Genomic DNA, 16,041 nt, shown 5'->3' with positions numbered 1-16,041 from the left:
CGAGGAGCATGGTGATGGCGGCGCGCGCCTATTGGCAAGGGCAGATCCGGCTGGCGCTGGTCTCGATCCCGGTCGAGATCTATTCCGCGACCAAATCGGGCGCGCAGATCAGCTTTCACCAGATCCACGAGCCGAGCGGGCAGCGGATCAAATATGAGAAGACGGCCCCCGGCGTCGGCGCGGTCGATGTCGACGAAATCGTCAAGGGCTTCGAAGTAGAGAAGGGCGAATATGTCCTGCTCGAACAGGACGAGATCGACGCGGTGAAGCTCGAATCGAAGAAGACACTCGAGCTTACCCAGTTCGTCGATGCCGACGAGATCGACGTGCTCTATTACGAGAAGCCCTATTTCGTCGTCCCCGCCGACGATCTCGCCGAGGAGGCGTTCATCGTGCTGCGCGAGGCACTTCGGCGCAGCCGCAAGGTCGGGCTCGGCCAGCTGGCGATGCGCGGGCGCGAATATGTCGTCAGCCTCAAGCCGTGCGGGCGCGGGATGGTGCTCGAGACACTGCGCTATGCTGACGAAGTCAACAAGGCGCAGGGCTATTTCCGCGACATCCCCGACAGCGAGCCCGACCCCGAATTGCTCGGCCTGGCCGAGACGCTGATCGACAAGAAGGTCGCCAAGTTCAATCCGGCGGGCTTCCACGACCGCTATGTCGACGCGCTGAAGGAGCTGATCGAGCGCAAGAAGAAGGCCAAGGGCAAGAAGATCATCGAGGACAAGGAAGACGGGGCGCCGAGCCGCGGCTCGAACGTCGTCGATCTGATGGCGGCGCTCAAAAAGTCGCTGGAAAAGCCCGATGCCAAGGCTAGCGCGGCCAAATCCGGCGCCGCCGCCAAGACCAAGCCGGCAAAGGCGCCCGCCAAATCCGCGCCTGCCGCCAAGGCGCCGGCCAAGAAGGCGCCTGCGCGCAAGCGGGCGTGATCGGTGGCCAAGCCCGACCCGCTCGCCAAATATAACGCCAAGCGCGATTTCGCGCAGACCGCGGAGCCGGCGGGGAAGATAGCGCGCACCGCGGGCAATCGCTTCATGGTGCAGAAGCACGATGCGACGCGGCTGCACTGGGACTTCCGCCTCGAGGTTGATGGCGTGCTCAAAAGCTGGGCCGTCACCCGCGGGCCGAGCATCGATCCGGGCGAGAAGCGGCTCGCGGTGCGGACCGAGGACCATCCGCTTTCCTACGCCGATTTCGAGGGAACGATCCCCAAAGGCCAATATGGCGGCGGCACGGTGATGCTGTGGGACGATGGGGTGTGGGCGCCGATCAAGGGCAAGAGCGCCAAGGATCTGGAGGAAGGGCATCTCCATTTTACCCTCGAAGGCGCGCGGATGAAGGGCGAGTGGATGCTGATCCGCTTGAAGCCGCGCGGCAAGGAGAAGGGCGAGAACTGGCTGCTCCGAAAGGTCAACGACCGCTATGCCGGGGCGACCGATTTCCTGGTCGAGACCGCGCTGACCAGCATCAAGACCGGCCGCACGATGCTGGAGATCGCCGAGGGCAAGAAACCGGTGCCTGCCAAAAAGGCGGCCAGGACGACAGTCAAGGCGCCGGATTTCGTACAGCCGCAGCTTGCCACGCTGGTCGACGCGGTCCCGGCGGGCAACCAATGGCTCCATGAAGTGAAATATGATGGCTATCGCGCGCTGATCGCGACCGGGGAAAAGGGGCCGAAAATCTATACCCGCTCGGGGCTCGACTGGACCGAGAAATTCCCCGGCATCGCCGCGGCGGCAGAAACGCTCCCCGCACCGGCGCTGATCGATGGCGAGATCGTCGCCTACAAGGACGGCAAGCCCGATTTCTCGACGCTGCAGGAAGCTATTTCGGCGGGCGGGGAGGGGCTGACCTTCTTCGCCTTCGACCTGCTTGACGATCGCGGCGAAGACATGACCAAGCTTCCCCAACTGGCGCGCAAGGAGCGGCTGCGCGGACTTGTGGAAGGCGCCGACGCGCGCATCCAGTTTTCCGAGCATATCGTCGGCGCGGGCGAGAAGCTGTTCGAGACGATGTGCCGCGAGGGCTATGAGGGGATCGTCTCGAAGCGCGCCGACGCGCCCTATCGCAGCACGCGCAGCAAGGCGTGGCTCAAGGTCAAATGCATCCACCGCCAGGAATTCGTGATCGTCGGCTGGACGCCGTCGAGCGCCAAGGGACGAGGCTTTCGCTCGCTGCTCATCGCGGTCAACGGGTCCGACGGGCTGGTCTATGCCGGCAAGGTCGGGACCGGGTTCGACACGCAGACGCTCCACGCCTTGCGCGCGCGCTTCGACGGGATCGCTGCAAAGGAAGCCCCCGTGAAGGTGCCGCGCGCTGAAGCGCGCGGGGCACAATGGGTGAAGCCCGAACTCGTCGCGGAGATCGCGTTCACCGAATTCACTGCCGACAATGTCGTCCGCCATGGCAGCTTCATCGGGCTGCGCGAGGACAAGCCGGCGCGCGACGTGGTGGTCGAGACGCCTGCGCCGACGCCGAAAGCTCCCGACGTGCCGAAATCGAGCATCAAGATCAGCAGCCGGGACCGGGTGATCTATCCCGAGTCAGGGCTGACCAAGGGCGCGCTGGCGGACTATTATGCCAGCGTCGCGCCGATCGCGCTGCGCTGGCTCGCCAACCGTCCGATCAGCCTGGTGCGATGCCCGCAGGGGCGTGCCAAACACTGTTTCTTCCAGAAGCACGATGCCGGCAGCTTCGGCGAGCAGGTCCACCATGTCGACGTGCGCGAGAAGGACGGATCGGTCGAACCCTATCTCTATATCGACGATCTCGACGGGATCATGGCGTGCGTCCAGATGGGGACCATCGAGTTCCATGGCTGGGGCAGCCTGGTCGCCGATATCGAGAAGCCCGATCGGCTGGTGTTCGATCTCGACCCCGATGAGGGACTCGACTTCGAGATGGTCAAGAAGGCCGCGGTCGACCTCAAGGACCATCTCGCCGATATCGGGCTGACCAGCTGGCCGCTGCTCTCGGGCGGCAAGGGCGTCCATGTCGTGGTGCCGCTGTCGCCCGAGGCCGACTGGCCCGAAGTCCGCAGCTTCGCCGAGCGGTTCGCGCGCGCGCTGGCCCAGGCCGAACCCGAGCGGTTCACCGCCAACCTCAAAAAGGCGACCCGCAAGGGCAAGATCTTCATCGACTATCTGCGCAACCAGCGCGGCGCGACGGCGGTGCTTCCCTATGTGGCGCGCGCGAGAGAGACGGCGCCGGTGGCAGCGCCGGTGAGCTGGACCGAGCTGCGCGATCTCGGGGACGCCAAGCGCTTCACGATCCGCGACGCCGCCACGCTTATCGAGCGCGCGAGCAGCCGCGCACTCCAGGGCTGGGGCGAGGCCGATCAGGTGCTGCCCGACGTGTAAGATCCACGCGATGGCATGTTGCCTTGCAGCAAGCTTTCCCGCACACCGCGCGCTTCGAAAGGACGTGCCTTGGCCAGCAGCGCTGCGACATCATTGTTCGACGCTGCGACGATCGCGGATCGCTGGATCGCCGACTATTGCGCGCATGCGCCGGCGGGCGACACGCTCTGCGCCGGGGATGGGGCATGGCGAGACGTGCTCGAGGAGCTTGCCGGGATCGGCGGCGACAGCCTGGCCGCGGTGCGCGAGCGCGCGCAGCGCCAGGCCGAGGATATCGGCACGGGCTTCCGCATCGCCGGCGAAGGCGAGGAGCGCCGCTGGCCGCTCTCGCCCGTGCCGCTGCTGATCGAGAAGCGCGAATGGGACGCGATTGCCGCGGGGATCGTCCAGCGCGCCGAACTGCTGGAGGCCGTGCTCGCCGACCTCTATGGCGAGGCGACGCTGGTCCATGACGGGCGCCTTCCCGCCGCGCTGGTGACCGGCAGCCCCTTCTTCCTGCGCCCCTTCACGCGGCTGGAGCCGCCGGGCGGGCGGCATCTGAGCTTCATCGCCGCCGATCTGTGCCGCGGACCCGATGGCAGCTGGCGCGTGCTAGCTGATCATCTGCGCGCACCGGCTGGCGCTGGCTATGCGCTCGAGAACCGACTGGCGATGGCGCGGACGCTCGACGGGCTGCAGAGCCGCGTGAATATCGAGCGCCATGCCCCATTTTTTGCAGCGTTGCGCGAGGGACTCGCTGCCTTGTGTCGGCGCGCAGAACCACGAATTGCGCTACTTACCCCCGGCCGGCTCAACCCGAGCTATGCCGAGCAGGCGCACCTCGCGCGCTATCTCGGCTTCCTGCTGGTCGAGGGGGCCGACCTCGCCGTGCTCGACGACCAGCTCTATCTGCGCACGATCGCCGGCCTCAAGCGCGTCGACGCGTTGTGGCACCGGCTCGATCCGCGGCTGCTCGACCCGCTCGCGCTCGATTCGCACTCGACGATCGGGGTCGCCGGGCTCGTCGATGCGCTGGCCGCCGGCAATGTCGTCGTCGCCAACGCGCCGGGTGCCGGCCTGCTCGAAGCGCCGGCCTTCCTCGCCTTTCTGTCCGGCCTGGCGCAGCACCTGACCGGCGCCCCGCTCGCGCTGCCCAGCCTCGCGACCTGGTGGTGCGGCCAGCCCGCCGAACATGCCTATGTCGAAGCGAAGCTCGACAGGCTGCTGATCGCCCCCGCCTTTGGCGCCGCGCCGCTGGGGCTGCCCGAGGGCAAGCCGGTGCTCGGATCGACGCTCGATGCCCCGGCGCGGGCGGCGCTCGTGGAGGCGATGCGACAGCGCCCGCAGGATTATGTCGGGCAGGAAGTGGCCCAGCTTTCGACGATGCCGATGGTCGCCGACGACCTGCTGGCGCCGCGGCCGTTCACGCTGCGCGTCTTCGCGGCGCGCGGCCCCGATGGCGAATGGACGGTGCTGCCGGGCGGTCTCGCGCGGATCGGCGAACATGCCGACACCCGCGCCGTGGTGATCGGCGAGGGCAGCTGGTCGGCCGACGTCATCGTCCACGGCACCGAGCCGGTCGCCCCGGTCACGCTGTTGCCGTCGAGCGACGCCACCCAGCTGCGCCGCAATCCCGGCACCTTGCCCAGCCGGGTCGCCGACAATCTCTTCTGGCTCGGCCGCTATCTCGAGCGCGGCGAAGCGCAGCTGGCAGTGATCCGCGTGCTGCTCGGCCATTCGATCAGCGCCGATACCGGTGCGGCGCTGCCCGACGAGACCGTCGCGCGGCTCAGCCAATTGCTGGTCGGCGCGGGCGCGGCACCCGAGCCCAAGGGTTTCAAGCGATCCGACCTAACCCAGCTCGCCCGCGTCGCGATCGAGGACGAGGACTATTACAGCATCCGTGCGATCAACCGCCAGGCGCGGATGATCGGCGAAATCTCGCGCGATCGCCTGTCTGCCGACGTGATCCGGCTGCTCGATGCGCCTTTCCCCCAGCGCGGCGTCCTGCTGGAAAAAGCCGGCACGCTCCAGCGCCGCTATTCGGCGCTGGCAGGGCTCGCCGGCGAGCATATGGCGCGCACCGATGCGTGGCGCTTCCATGATCTTGGCCGCCGGATCGAGCGCGCGATGGCGGCGGTGCGTTTCGTGCGGGGCTTTGGCGCGGCCGATGCGAGCGGTGACGATCTCTCGACCCTGCTCGATCTCGCCGACAGCCAGATCAGCTATCGCCAGCGGTACCTGACCGGAATCGCGCGCGTGCCGGTGATCGACCTGGTCACGCTCGATCCCGGCAATCCGCGTTCGATCGCCTTCCAGGTCGCCGCAATCTCGGCGCATCTCAACAAGCTGCCGGTGCTTTCCGACGATGGCCTGGCCGAACCGCAGCAGGAGCAGGCGCGCGAGCTTGCCGCGATGCTGGTCACCACCAATGCCACCAAGGTCGACGGCGCGCTGCTCGCGGCGCTCGACGACCGGCTCGGCTGCCTCTCCAATGCCATTGCGCGCCGTTATTTCCTCCATGGCGCAGAGCCGCTGCGCGCCAGCGGGCTGGTGCTAGCATGATGCTGTATCGCATCCGCCACATCACGCGCTTCGAATATGCCCAGCCGGTGTCGTTCGCGCGCAACAATTTGCGGCTGAGGCCGATCGTCTGGTCGGGCCAGACGCTGGAGGAGTATGCGCTGATCCTCGATCCGCAGGGGCGCACCTTTCCGGCGCGCGCCGATGCCGGGCTCGCCAATGTCGTTCGGCTCGTCGTCGAGGCGTCGTCGCGCACGCTGGTGATCGAAAGCCGGGCGCAGGTGCGCGTCGAGCGCCAGATCCCGTTTCCCCAGCCGAGCGATCCCAGCGTCGGCGCGATCGCGCAATGGGCGCGGGCAAGCCAGGACATCGGACCGGCCAGCCCGGCAAGCTATCTCTATCCCTCGCCGCGCATCCCGCTGGATGCCGAGATCGGCCGCTGGTGCGCCGCGGACCTCGATCCCGCACGCGGGGTGCTCGACGCCGCCTATGCGCTGGCCAGCCGGATCCAGCGCGAATTCGCCTTCGATCCTACGGCGACCCTGGTGGATACGCCGCCGCACGAGGCCTTTCTCAAGCGCGGCGGCGTCTGCCAGGATTTCGCGCAGATCATGATCTCGGGGCTGCGCGCCGCCGGGCTGCCCGCCGCCTATGTCTCGGGCTATATCCGTACGCTGCCGCCCGAGGGCCAGCCCCGGCTGGTCGGCGCCGATGCGACGCATGCCTGGGTGCTGATCTGGGCAGGCCCCGATCTCGGCTGGGTCGGTGTCGATCCGACCAACGGCATCTGGATGGCGGAGGACCATATCGTCGTGGCGATCGGGCGCGACTATTCGGAAGTCGCGCCGATCGACGGGATCGTGCTCGGTTCGGGCGCGCAGGAGATGCAGGTCTCGGTCGATGTCGAGCCCCTGGAACAGGTTCCCGCCTGATCCCACTTGCGCACGGCCCCGTGGGCGCCGAAATACCGCGCGAAGAATAGGGGACGAAATGGCTGATCCGTATGCAACTCTAGGCGTGGCGCGCGGTGCCAGCGAGGCCGATATCAAAAAGGCCTATCGCAAGCTCGCCAAGGAGCTGCACCCAGACCGCAACAAGGACAATCCCAAGGCGTCCGAGAAGTTCAGCACGGTGACTCAGGCCTATGACCTGCTCACCGACAAGGACAAGCGCGCGCGCTTCGACCGCGGCGAGATCGACGGCGACGGCAATCCCACGGCGCCTTTCGGCTTTGGCAGCGGCGGCAGCGGGCAGGGCGGCTTCCGCCCCGGCGGATCGCAGTTCGATTTCGGCGGCGGCGATTCGGGCGATATCGGCGATATCTTCGAAGGCCTGTTCGGCGGCGGCGGCGCGCGCCGCGGCGGCGGCGGGTTCAGCGGCGGCTTTGGTGGGTTCGGGCGCAAGCCGGCCGCCAAGGGTGCCAATGTCGCCTATCGCCTTGCGGTGTCGTTCGAGGATGCCGCGAAGCTTGCGCCGCAGCGGATCACGCTGCGCGACGGCAAGACGATCGACCTGAAGCTGCCCGCAGGCGTCGAGAGCGGCACGCAGATGCGGTTGGGCGGCAAGGGCGAGGAAGGGCCGGGCGGCTTTGGCGACGCGATCGTCACGATCGAAGTCCAGCCGCACCGTTTCTACGAACGCAGTGGCGACGATATTCGCCTCGAACTGCCGGTGACGCTTAACGAAGCAGTGCTCGGCGCGCAGGTCCGCGTGCCTACCCCTGACGGCCCGGTGATGCTCAAGGTCCCCAAGGGCGCCAACTCCGGCAAGGTGCTGCGGCTGAAGGGCCGGGGCTTCCACAAGAAGGGCGGCGAGCGCGGCGACTTGCTCGTCACGCTGATGGTGGAGCTGCCCGCCGACGATGCCGCGCTCACCGCGTTCGTCCAGGGCTGGCAACAGCAGGGGAACCCGCGGGCTCGGATGGGCGTCTAAGGCCCTGTGACAACAGGGGATCCCGCCGATCAGCCGCCTGCCGCGCCGGCGGGACCAGGTTCGCGCATCCTCGCGCTGCTCGCGCAAGTGGGGATGGGGCCGCGCTTCTTTACCGTGGTCAAGCGTGTCGCGGTGGGGACCTTCAACGAAGGCTTCACCTATGCCGGCAACCTTGCCTATCTGTCGCTCGTAACGCTGTTCCCCTTCGTCATCGTCGCCGCGGCAGTGGCGCAGCTGATCGGGCGAAGCAGCGAAGGCATCCGCACGCTCGAGGCCTTCCTCCAGACCGTACCGCCCGACGTTGCCGACGTGCTGCGCAAGCCGGCCTCGGACGTGCTCCAGGCGCGCACCGGCAACCTGTTGTGGTTTGGCGCGGCAGTGGGTCTGTGGACCACGGCGGGCTTTATCGAGACGCTGCGCGGCATCCTGCGCCAGGCCTATGGCGTCACGTCGAGCACGCCCTTCTGGCGCTATCGGCTCGGTGCGATCGGGATGATCATCGGATCGGTGATCCTCGCCATGGCGGCGTTCAGCTTCCAGGTGCTGCTCACCGGCGTCGAGCAGTTCATCTACAAGCTGCTGCCCTGGGCGCTGAGCGCGCAGCGGATGGTGGCGCTGACCAAGTTCGCGCCGGCGATCGCGCTGTTCGGCGCGCTCTACATCCTGTTCTATTCGCTGACGCCCAGCAAATATCGTCACGGCAGCTGCCCCAAATGGCCGGGCGCTGCCTTCACTACCGTGTGGTGGCTTTCGGTGACTGCGCTGCTGCCCTTGGTGCTCGGCCTGCTCGGCAGCTACGACCTAACCTATGGCAGCCTTGCGGGCGTGATGATCGCGCTGATCTTCTTCTTCCTGATCGGCCTCGGCATGGTGATGGGTGCCGAACTCAACGCCGCCCTAGCGGAAACCCCCGCAGACGGGCTAGAGGAGGCTCCGAAACAGGAGGTCCAGGGAACGTGACGGGATTGATGAAGGGCAAGCGCGGGCTGATCATGGGGCTCGCCAATGATCGATCGCTCGCCTGGGGGATCGCGCAGAAGCTGCACGAACAGGGCGCCGAGATGGCGTTCAGCTATCAGGGGGATGCGCTGGAAAAGCGCGTGCGGCCGCTCGCCGAGCAGCTGGGCAGCGATTTCCTGATCGATTGCGACGTGTCCGACATGGGTGCGCTCGATGCGGCGTTCGAGACGCTCGCGGCGCGCTGGGAAACGATCGACTTCGTCGTCCATGCGATCGGCTTTTCGGACAAGAACGAGCTGCGCGGCGGCTATGTCGATACCAGCCTCGATAATTTCCTGATGACGATGAATATCAGCGTCTATTCGTTCGTCGCGATGGCGCAGCGCGCCTCCAAGATGATGCCGAACGGCGGCGCGCTGCTGACGCTGAGCTATTACGGCGCCGAGAAGGTGATCCCGCATTATAACGTGATGGGCGTCGCCAAGGCCGCACTAGAGACCAGCGTCCAGTATCTCGCGGTCGATCTCGGCCGCGACAATATCCGTGTCAACGCGATCTCGGCCGGGCCGATCAAGACCCTTGCTGCCTCGGGCATCGGCGACTTCCGCCTGATCCTCAAGTGGAACGAGCTCAATTCGCCGCTCAAGCGCAATGTCACGATCGAGGATGTCGGCGGCGCAGGGCTGTATCTGCTCTCCGACCTGTCGAGCGGCGTCACCGGTGAGACCCACCATGTCGATGCCGGCTACAATGTGATCGGCATGAAGGCCGAGGACGCGCCGGACATCTCCCTGGTGTGAGCATCGCCATCCGCCCCGCGACCGGCGGGGACGTCGCCGCGATCGATGCGCTGCTGCGCCGTGCCTTTGCCGCGCCCGACGAGGCGAAGCTGGTCCAGCGGCTGTGCATCGATGGCGACATGGTGCTGACGCTGGTTGCCGACGACGAGGAAAGCGGCGCGCTGGCCGGAATGGTTGCGTTCAGCCGGATGCGCGTCGATATCGCCGGCAAGCCGATTGCCGCGGTGGCGCTTGCGCCGCTCGCGGTCGGACCCGGGCATCGCGCGCAGGGCGTGGGCGAGGCGCTGGTCCAGGCGGGGCTTGTGCATCTCAAGGGTGCCGGCGCGATGCTGTGCTTCGCGCTTGGCGAGCCCGATTATTATGGCCGGTTCGGCTTCGCGGCGGATTGGGCGCAGGGATTTGCCTCGCCCTATGCCGGCGACTATCTGATGGCGCTGCCGCTTCAGGGCGGCGCCATGCCGTGCGGCGCGCGCGGTGCCGCGACGCACGCACCGGCGTTCGCACAGCTGGGCGGGGAATTGTGAGCTTCAACACCTTCGGACGCGTTTTCCGCTTCACCACTTGGGGCGAGAGCCATGGACCGGCGCTGGGCGCCGTGGTCGATGGCTGCCCGCCGGGGTTGGCGCTGTCCGAGGCCGACATCCAGCCGTTTCTCGACAAGCGCCGCCCGGGCCAGTCGCGCTTCACCACTCAGCGGCAAGAGCCCGACCAGGTCCGCATCCTGTCGGGCGTGTTCGAAGGGCGCACCACCGGCACGCCGATCGCGCTGCATATCGACAATGTCGATCAGCGATCGAAAGACTATTCCGAAGTCGCGGCGGCCTATCGCCCCGGCCATGCCGACTATGCGTATGACGCCAAATACGGGTTTCGCGACTATCGCGGCGGCGGACGCAGTTCGGCGCGCGAGACCGCGGCTAGGGTGGCGGCAGGCGCGGTGGCGCGGCTGGCGATCCCGGAGGTGACGATCACCGCCTGGGTCGAGGCGATCGGGGGCGACGCGATCGACTATGCCCGTTTCGATGCCGGCGAGATCGGCAACAATCCATTCTTCTGCCCCGATGCGGCGGCGGCGGCGCGCTGGGAAACGCGGGTCGACGAAGCGCGCAAGTCGGGATCGTCGCTCGGCGCCGTGGTGGCATGCGAGGCAGTGGGCGTGCCTGCAGGCTGGGGCGCGCCGCTCTATGCCAAGCTCGACAGCGAACTGGCCGCGGCGCTGATGTCGATCAATGCCGTAAAGGGCGTCGAGATCGGCGACGGCTTCGCCGCCGCGGCACTCAGCGGCGAGGGGAACGCCGATCCGATGCGCCCCGGTGCCGATGGCCATCCCGAATTCCTTGCCAACCATGCCGGCGGCATCGCCGGTGGCATCGCGACCGGCCAGCCGGTGCGCGTGCGCGCGGCGTTCAAGCCCACCAGTTCGATCCTCACCCCGGTCGAGACGATCACGCGGACCGGCGAATCGACCGCGATTCGCACCAAAGGGCGTCACGATCCGTGCGTCGGCTTACGGGGCGTTCCTGTCGTCGAAGCGATGGTCGCGCTGGTGCTCGCGGATCAGAAACTGCTCCACCGCGCGCAAATCGGCTGAACGCCGAACACGGCTCGCCCCGCACTCGGCTCGACCCATTGTCGAGCCGTGCGGCCGGTGGGGCTGGCTGAAAGCAACGAGAAACAAGCCGGAAACATCATGGGTGTGACTTGGGCATCGGCAGTAACAACAAGGATGCCCAGTATGTATATCAAAGCGTTGATCGGTGCGGTTGCCCTCTTTGGAGCCCCTGCGGCCTTTGCCCAGACGACACCGTCGAGCCCGACGACCGACCAGACCACACCTACGCCTGACACGACCACGCCGGCACCCGATGCTTCGACTGCGCCGGCTCCCGACACGTCGACGGCTCCCGCGCCCGATACGTCGGCAAGCGATCCCAGCACCACTACGGCGCCGGACGATGCCGACAAGCACAAGAAGCACAAGGACGACAAGAAGGATGAGCCGCAGGGCTGATCCGGTATAGGAAAGTATCGGACTGCTCTCGTCGTGCGCTGATACTATCCCTGTCAGGAGCCACTGGTCGCTTTCGGCGACCGGTGGCTTCGCCACGTCGAAATCTTCTGCCCGGCGCAACGGCTTCAGCTGCTGAACCGTTCTCATCGTGCGACCTCTTCAAAAGGAGCGTTCACGATGCTCAAGATTTCGATGATATTGGCCAGTGCGCTGATCCCTGCGGCTGCGCTTGCACAGACGGCCCCCAGTAGCACCACGGCCCCCGCGGCGGCGCCCACCACGCAGGACCAGACCGGGACGACGGCCACCTCGCCCTCGACTCCGCGCGACGATCGCAGCGGCACGACCAACCAGCGGCGCAGCACCACGCGCGACTATAACCGCGCCCGCACGCCAGGCGGAACGCCGCCGGTCGACAAGCCCGCGCCGCTGCCCAGCCCGACGCCGTCCACTGAGCCGACGGCTCCGGACATGACGACACCTACGGCGCCGGCCGATCCAATGGCCAGCACGATGCCGGCGACGCCAAGCACCGATACCATGGCCCCCGCGGGCAGCGCGCCCGCTACGGCTCCCGGCACGACGCCGCCGCGCTTTTGATGCGAGGCCAGGCGGGTTGCGCCGCCGGGCCTTGGCTCAGTCCGCGAAGGGATCGCGGACGAGGATGGTGTCGTCGCGCTCGGGGCTGGTCGAAACCAGCGCCACCGGGCACTGGATCAGTTCCTCGATGCGGCGGATATACTTGATCGCCTGGGCGGGCAGGTCCGCCCAGCTGCGCGCGCCGGCAGTCGATTCGGACCAGCCGGGCATGGTTTCGTAGACCGGCTCGATCGCCGCCTGGTCCTGGGCGTTGGACGGATAATAATCGAGCGCCTCGCCCCGCAGCGTATAGCCGGTGCAGATCGCGACTTCCTCGAACCCGTCGAGCACGTCGATCTTGGTCAGCGCGATTCCCGTGATCCCGGAAACGGCCGCCGATTGGCGCAGCAGCACGGCGTCGAGCCAGCCGCAGCGGCGCTTGCGCCCGGTGACGGTGCCGAATTCATGCCCGCGCGTGCCCAACCGCTCGCCGGTTTCATTATCCTGCTCGGTTGGGAACGGACCCGAGCCGACACGGGTGGTGTAGGCCTTGGCGATGCCGAGCACGAAGCCGACCGCGCCGGGTCCCATCCCCGATCCGCTCGCCGCAGTGCCGGCCACTGTGTTCGACGAGGTGACGAACGGATAGGTGCCGTGATCGATATCGAGCAGCACGCCCTGCGCGCCCTCGAACAGGATGCGGCGGCCGCGGCCGCGCGCTTCGTTGAGCATGCGCCAGACCGGCTGGGCGAAGGGCAGCACGAAATCGGCGATCTCGCGCAGCTCCGCGACGAGCGCCTCGCGATCGATCGGGGGCTCGCCAAAGCCGGCGCGCAGCGCGTCATGATGCGCGAGCAGCCGGTCGAGTTGCGGGCCGAGCTCGTCGAGATGGGCGAGATCGCATACCCGGATCGCGCGGCGGCCGACCTTGTCCTCATAAGCCGGGCCGATGCCGCGGCGGGTGGTGCCGATCTTGCCCGCGCCGCTCGCATCCTCGCGCAGCCCATCGAGGTCGCGGTGGAAGGGCAGGATCAGCGGGCAGGTGTCGGCGATCTTGAGCGTATCCGGCGTGACATCGACGCCCTGGCCGCGCAGCTTCTCGACTTCGGACTTCAGATGCCACGGATCGAGCACCACGCCATTGCCGATCACGCTGGGCGTGCCGCGGACGATGCCGGAGGGCAGCAGCGACAGCTTGTAGACCTTTTCGCCGACGACAAGCGTGTGGCCGGCATTGTGGCCGCCCTGGAAGCGGACGACGACGTCGGCGCGCTCGGCGAGCCAGTCGACGATCTTGCCCTTGCCCTCATCGCCCCATTGGGCGCCGATCACTGCTACATTTGCCATGGATACACGTCTCCGCCTGCCGGGGCGGACCCTGGCCGCCCTTCGACAGGACTCGGCGGCCGGGCTGTGCGGGGGCCATGGGCACTGCCCCGAAGCCGCGGGGCCAATGGCGCCCAAGGCCGGGCGCGTCAAGGACATATTCGGCGGTTCGCAGAGGCCGGGGCTTGCCGACCCTCCTCGACCCCAGGCGCGCTTAAGGTCGTGTGCCGGTTTGCGCGCCTATTTCCCGGCGAGCTTGTCCTTGAGACCGGCCAGCGCGCCGAAAGGCCCAGCTTCCTCTTCGCTGATCACGCCTGCCGCCTTGAGTGCAGCCGCGGCATTGGGGCTGCGCGGATAGGGATCGAGAGCGAGCGCCAGCGTTTCGGCGGCCGCCTCGCCCAGATCGATCGCGCTGCCCGAATAGAAGACGGTGTCGCATTCGTCTTCGCTCAGTTCGAACTCGTCGGCGCCCTCGGCTTCGCTGGTCTCCGGGACGAAGCGAATCGCGAAATCCTCTTCGATTACCGCGGGCACCGGCTCGTCTGTGACGATGCAGCTTTGCGTGACCCTGGCCGAGAGATGGCCCTTGGCGACCACGCCGATCGCGTCGCTCTGCAGCGTGTAGCGCGCATCCAGCGACTCGATCGTCTTGAGGTCGAAGCGCCTGGCGAGCGCGGCGCGCTCTTCAGGCTCGGCGTGGATTTCGCTCTGGCTTTCGCCGCTGCCGATCTGGTCGAGCCGGTGCGGGCGCGGGAATTCTACGGTCATTGGTCAAAGCTCCCCGGCGATGATCAATTCGGTCGTCGAGGCGGCCAGCCGGTCGCGCAACGCACGCAGTTCCGTCTCGACATGGACCAGCGCCGCCGGATCGGGCGCCCGTCCGCGATAGAGATTGCGCACCAGCGCCGGCGCGAGCGCGCCTTCGGCCAGGCCAGAGCGATACGCGCCGAGTTGTCCGCCGATCATGCCCATCATCCGCCCCATATGCTTGCCGACGATGATGTCTCCAATCCCGATCTCGCGCAGCTGCCCGTCCATATCGTCGATAAAGCATTCGGCGAGCGCGGTGCTCGGCGCGACGCCGCTGGGATCGACCTCGAGCCGCAGCAGCACGAGACTGAGAACCGCCGCGATCATGTCGAATTGGCCGTCGATCGTGTCGGAGACCTTGCCTTCGAGATACCAATGCGGCGCGCGGCCCAGCGCGACGATGCGGTCGTATAGCAGCGGCGCCGTGCCGCGGTCGGGGCGGCCGAGCAGCCGCTGGAGCAGTCGCATGAAGGCCTCTGCGTCAAAGGGATACGGTGCGCGACCTTGTTTGGCCGCATTTTGCCGCATATTGAGGCGAACGGCGCGCGATGCAATGCGTGGCCGTGCTTGCGTGTCGCTGGAGAATTCGATGCCCTTTACCGTTCGTCTGGCTGGCTGCGCCGCCCTGCTCGCCGCTGCCCTGGGCGCCTCCGCCTGCACGCCGGTGCGCACGCACCAGGGCTATGTCGTCGACAAGGAGCTGGTCGACGCGATCCAGCCGGGAATCGACAACCGCCAGTCGGTCCTGCAGACGCTCGGCCGCCCGACGCTGACCAGCCAGTTCAACGAGGGCGAGTGGTATTATGTCTCGCGTGACGCCTCGAACCTCGCCTTCCAGGATCCCAAGGTGAAGGAGCAGCTGACGCTGCGCGTGCGCTTCGACACCGCGGGCAATGTCGTCGCAGTCGACAAGATGGACGCCTCGCTGATCGCCGACGTGAATACCTATGGCAAGACGACGCCGACGCTGGGCCGCAAGCGCGGCTTCTTCGAGGATCTGTTCGGCAATATCGGCACGGTCGGCGCGCCGGGCACGGGCGGCGGCGCAGGTGGCGGCGGCGGCCAATAACCTTGCGCGGAGCTGACTGAGCCGTTCGCCAACGATTCAGCCGGACTCGCCTAGACATCTTTCATGCCGGCCCAACAGCCGGAGGATTTGGAGGATGACATGAAGAAACTCGTCACCGCAGCCCTGCTCGCCGCCGCCGCCATACCGGCGGTTGCCCTGCCCAGCGCCGCGAGCGCCCAGTCTCAGGGCGAACTGCGACGCGACCGCCAGGACATCCGCGAAGAGCAGCGCGAGCTGCGCGACGCGCGTCGCCGCGGCGACCGCCACGACGTTCGCAACGAGCGCCGCGACGTCCGCGAGGCGCGTCAGGAATATCGCGAAGACCTGCGCGATCGCGAACGGCGCTGGGGCAATGACGATTGGCGCGACTATCGCGGTCGCAACCGCGGTGCCTTTTCGCGCGGCACCTGGCGGGCCCCGTTCGGCTATACCCGCTTCGGCGTCGGCTCGCGGATCCGGGCACCCTATTATGGCTCGCGCTACGTAATCGCCGATCCGTGGCGCTATCACCTGCCGCGCGCCGGCCGCTATCAGAGCTGGGTGCGGCACTACAACGACGTGCTGCTGATCGACACGCGGCGCGGCGTGGTGATCCGCACGATTCCCGGCTTCTATTGGTAAGGGCGGACGCGGCCGGACCCCCGGGGTTCGGCCGCGCCGTTGCGGCGACGCGGCCGGTGCCCAGAGGCACGG

16 protein-coding genes are annotated in these 16,041 nt (G+C 67.4%); 13 read left to right on the top strand and 3 right to left on the bottom strand.

Annotated features, from left to right (window positions below):
- The first annotated feature begins 14 nt into the window (after positions 1–14).
- The 11 genes from AB2M62_RS16765 to AB2M62_RS16715 all read left to right on the top strand — a co-directional run bounded on the left by AB2M62_RS16765 (position 15) and on the right by AB2M62_RS16715 (position 12,164).
- Positions 15–929 carry a Ku protein gene (locus tag AB2M62_RS16765; RefSeq protein WP_404335629.1) on the top strand — a complete coding sequence of 305 codons (915 nt, stop codon included), beginning with the start codon at positions 15–17 and terminating at the stop codon, positions 927–929.
- 3 nt (positions 930–932) lie between these two features.
- On the top strand, positions 933–3,359 hold the full coding sequence (gene ligD, locus AB2M62_RS16760) for a DNA ligase D (RefSeq protein WP_404335627.1): 2,427 nt from the start codon (positions 933–935) through the stop codon (positions 3,357–3,359).
- Positions 3,360–3,428: 69 nt separating this feature from the next.
- Complete coding sequence (locus AB2M62_RS16755) at positions 3,429–5,903, top strand: circularly permuted type 2 ATP-grasp protein (RefSeq protein WP_404335625.1); 2,475 nt, start codon at positions 3,429–3,431, stop codon at positions 5,901–5,903.
- On the top strand, positions 5,903–6,793 hold the full coding sequence (locus tag AB2M62_RS16750; RefSeq protein WP_404339994.1) for a transglutaminase domain-containing protein: 891 nt from the start codon (positions 5,903–5,905) through the stop codon (positions 6,791–6,793). Before AB2M62_RS16755 ends, AB2M62_RS16750 begins: the two co-directional genes overlap by 1 nt.
- A 58-nt stretch (positions 6,794–6,851) precedes the next feature.
- Positions 6,852–7,793, top strand: a complete 942-nt coding sequence (locus AB2M62_RS16745) for a DnaJ C-terminal domain-containing protein (protein ID WP_404335624.1) — start codon at positions 6,852–6,854, stop codon at positions 7,791–7,793.
- A 6-nt stretch (positions 7,794–7,799) separates the two neighbouring features.
- On the top strand, positions 7,800–8,753 hold the full coding sequence (locus AB2M62_RS16740; protein WP_404335622.1) for a YihY/virulence factor BrkB family protein: 954 nt from the start codon (positions 7,800–7,802) through the stop codon (positions 8,751–8,753).
- Complete coding sequence (gene fabI, locus AB2M62_RS16735) at positions 8,750–9,553, top strand: enoyl-ACP reductase FabI (RefSeq protein ID WP_404335620.1); 804 nt, start codon at positions 8,750–8,752, stop codon at positions 9,551–9,553. The genes AB2M62_RS16740 and fabI overlap by 4 nt, the downstream gene beginning before the upstream one ends.
- A complete protein-coding gene (locus AB2M62_RS16730; RefSeq protein WP_404335619.1) occupies positions 9,550–10,077 on the top strand; it encodes a GNAT family N-acetyltransferase in 528 nt (175 codons plus the stop codon). Before fabI ends, AB2M62_RS16730 begins: the two co-directional genes overlap by 4 nt.
- The gene (aroC, locus tag AB2M62_RS16725) at positions 10,074–11,144 is read left to right on the top strand and encodes a chorismate synthase (RefSeq protein ID WP_404335617.1); all 1,071 of its coding nucleotides are present in this window, start codon (positions 10,074–10,076) and stop codon (positions 11,142–11,144) included. Before AB2M62_RS16730 ends, aroC begins: the two co-directional genes overlap by 4 nt.
- 144 nt (positions 11,145–11,288) lie before the next feature.
- Complete coding sequence (locus tag AB2M62_RS16720) at positions 11,289–11,564, top strand: hypothetical protein (protein WP_404335615.1); 276 nt, start codon at positions 11,289–11,291, stop codon at positions 11,562–11,564.
- A 177-nt stretch (positions 11,565–11,741) separates the two neighbouring features.
- Positions 11,742–12,164, top strand: a complete 423-nt coding sequence (locus tag AB2M62_RS16715) for a hypothetical protein (protein ID WP_404335613.1) — start codon at positions 11,742–11,744, stop codon at positions 12,162–12,164.
- Positions 12,165–12,200: 36 nt separating this feature from the next.
- Here the strand turns inward: AB2M62_RS16715 and AB2M62_RS16710 are convergent, their stop codons facing one another.
- From AB2M62_RS16710 to AB2M62_RS16700, 3 genes are all read right to left on the bottom strand, one after another.
- Positions 12,201–13,490: an adenylosuccinate synthase gene (locus tag AB2M62_RS16710; protein ID WP_404335611.1), complete on the bottom strand. Its 1,290-nt coding sequence runs from the start codon at positions 13,488–13,490 to the stop codon at positions 12,201–12,203.
- Between the two features lie 219 nt (positions 13,491–13,709).
- Positions 13,710–14,237 (bottom strand): YceD family protein, encoded by a 528-nt coding sequence (locus AB2M62_RS16705; RefSeq protein ID WP_404335609.1) that lies wholly within the window; start codon positions 14,235–14,237, stop codon positions 13,710–13,712.
- A 3-nt stretch (positions 14,238–14,240) separates the two neighbouring features.
- Positions 14,241–14,747, bottom strand: a complete 507-nt coding sequence (locus tag AB2M62_RS16700; protein ID WP_404335607.1) for a ubiquinol-cytochrome C chaperone family protein — start codon at positions 14,745–14,747, stop codon at positions 14,241–14,243.
- Positions 14,748–14,868: 121 nt separating this feature from the next.
- Between AB2M62_RS16700 and AB2M62_RS16695 the strand changes: the two genes are divergently transcribed.
- Together AB2M62_RS16695 and AB2M62_RS16690 are read left to right on the top strand one after the other, a co-directional pair.
- Positions 14,869–15,348, top strand: coding sequence for an outer membrane protein assembly factor BamE (locus AB2M62_RS16695; protein WP_404335605.1), 480 nt, complete (start codon positions 14,869–14,871; stop codon positions 15,346–15,348).
- A gap of 99 nt (positions 15,349–15,447) precedes the next feature.
- Positions 15,448–15,969 (top strand): RcnB family protein, encoded by a 522-nt coding sequence (locus AB2M62_RS16690; protein ID WP_404335604.1) that lies wholly within the window; start codon positions 15,448–15,450, stop codon positions 15,967–15,969.
- Positions 15,970–16,041 lie beyond the last annotated feature (72 nt).

Source organism: Sphingomonas sp. MMS12-HWE2-04, from assembly GCF_044881185.1.
Taxonomy (GTDB): domain Bacteria; phylum Pseudomonadota; class Alphaproteobacteria; order Sphingomonadales; family Sphingomonadaceae; genus Sphingomonas.
The sequence above is the reverse complement of the archived record's forward strand: the minus strand, read 5'-3'. Positions and strand labels throughout refer to the sequence as shown.

Excerpts from the sequence above, each read along its gene's own strand:
- AB2M62_RS16710 (WP_404335611.1), bottom strand. The coding sequence starts at position 13,490 with ATGGCAAATGTAGCAGTGATCGGCGCCCAATGGGGCGATGAGGGCAAG.
- AB2M62_RS16750 (WP_404339994.1), top strand. The coding sequence starts at position 5,903 with ATGCTGTATCGCATCCGCCACATCACGCGCTTCGAATATGCCCAGCCG.
- AB2M62_RS16695 (WP_404335605.1), top strand. The coding sequence starts at position 14,869 with ATGCCCTTTACCGTTCGTCTGGCTGGCTGCGCCGCCCTGCTCGCCGCT.
- AB2M62_RS16745 (WP_404335624.1), top strand. The coding sequence starts at position 6,852 with ATGGCTGATCCGTATGCAACTCTAGGCGTGGCGCGCGGTGCCAGCGAG.
- AB2M62_RS16720 (WP_404335615.1), top strand. The coding sequence starts at position 11,289 with ATGTATATCAAAGCGTTGATCGGTGCGGTTGCCCTCTTTGGAGCCCCT.
- AB2M62_RS16715 (WP_404335613.1), top strand. The coding sequence starts at position 11,742 with ATGCTCAAGATTTCGATGATATTGGCCAGTGCGCTGATCCCTGCGGCT.
- AB2M62_RS16700 (WP_404335607.1), bottom strand. The coding sequence starts at position 14,747 with ATGCGACTGCTCCAGCGGCTGCTCGGCCGCCCCGACCGCGGCACGGCG.
- AB2M62_RS16765 (WP_404335629.1), top strand. The coding sequence starts at position 15 with ATGGCGGCGCGCGCCTATTGGCAAGGGCAGATCCGGCTGGCGCTGGTC.
- AB2M62_RS16705 (WP_404335609.1), bottom strand. The coding sequence starts at position 14,237 with ATGACCGTAGAATTCCCGCGCCCGCACCGGCTCGACCAGATCGGCAGC.
- AB2M62_RS16690 (WP_404335604.1), top strand. The coding sequence starts at position 15,448 with ATGAAGAAACTCGTCACCGCAGCCCTGCTCGCCGCCGCCGCCATACCG.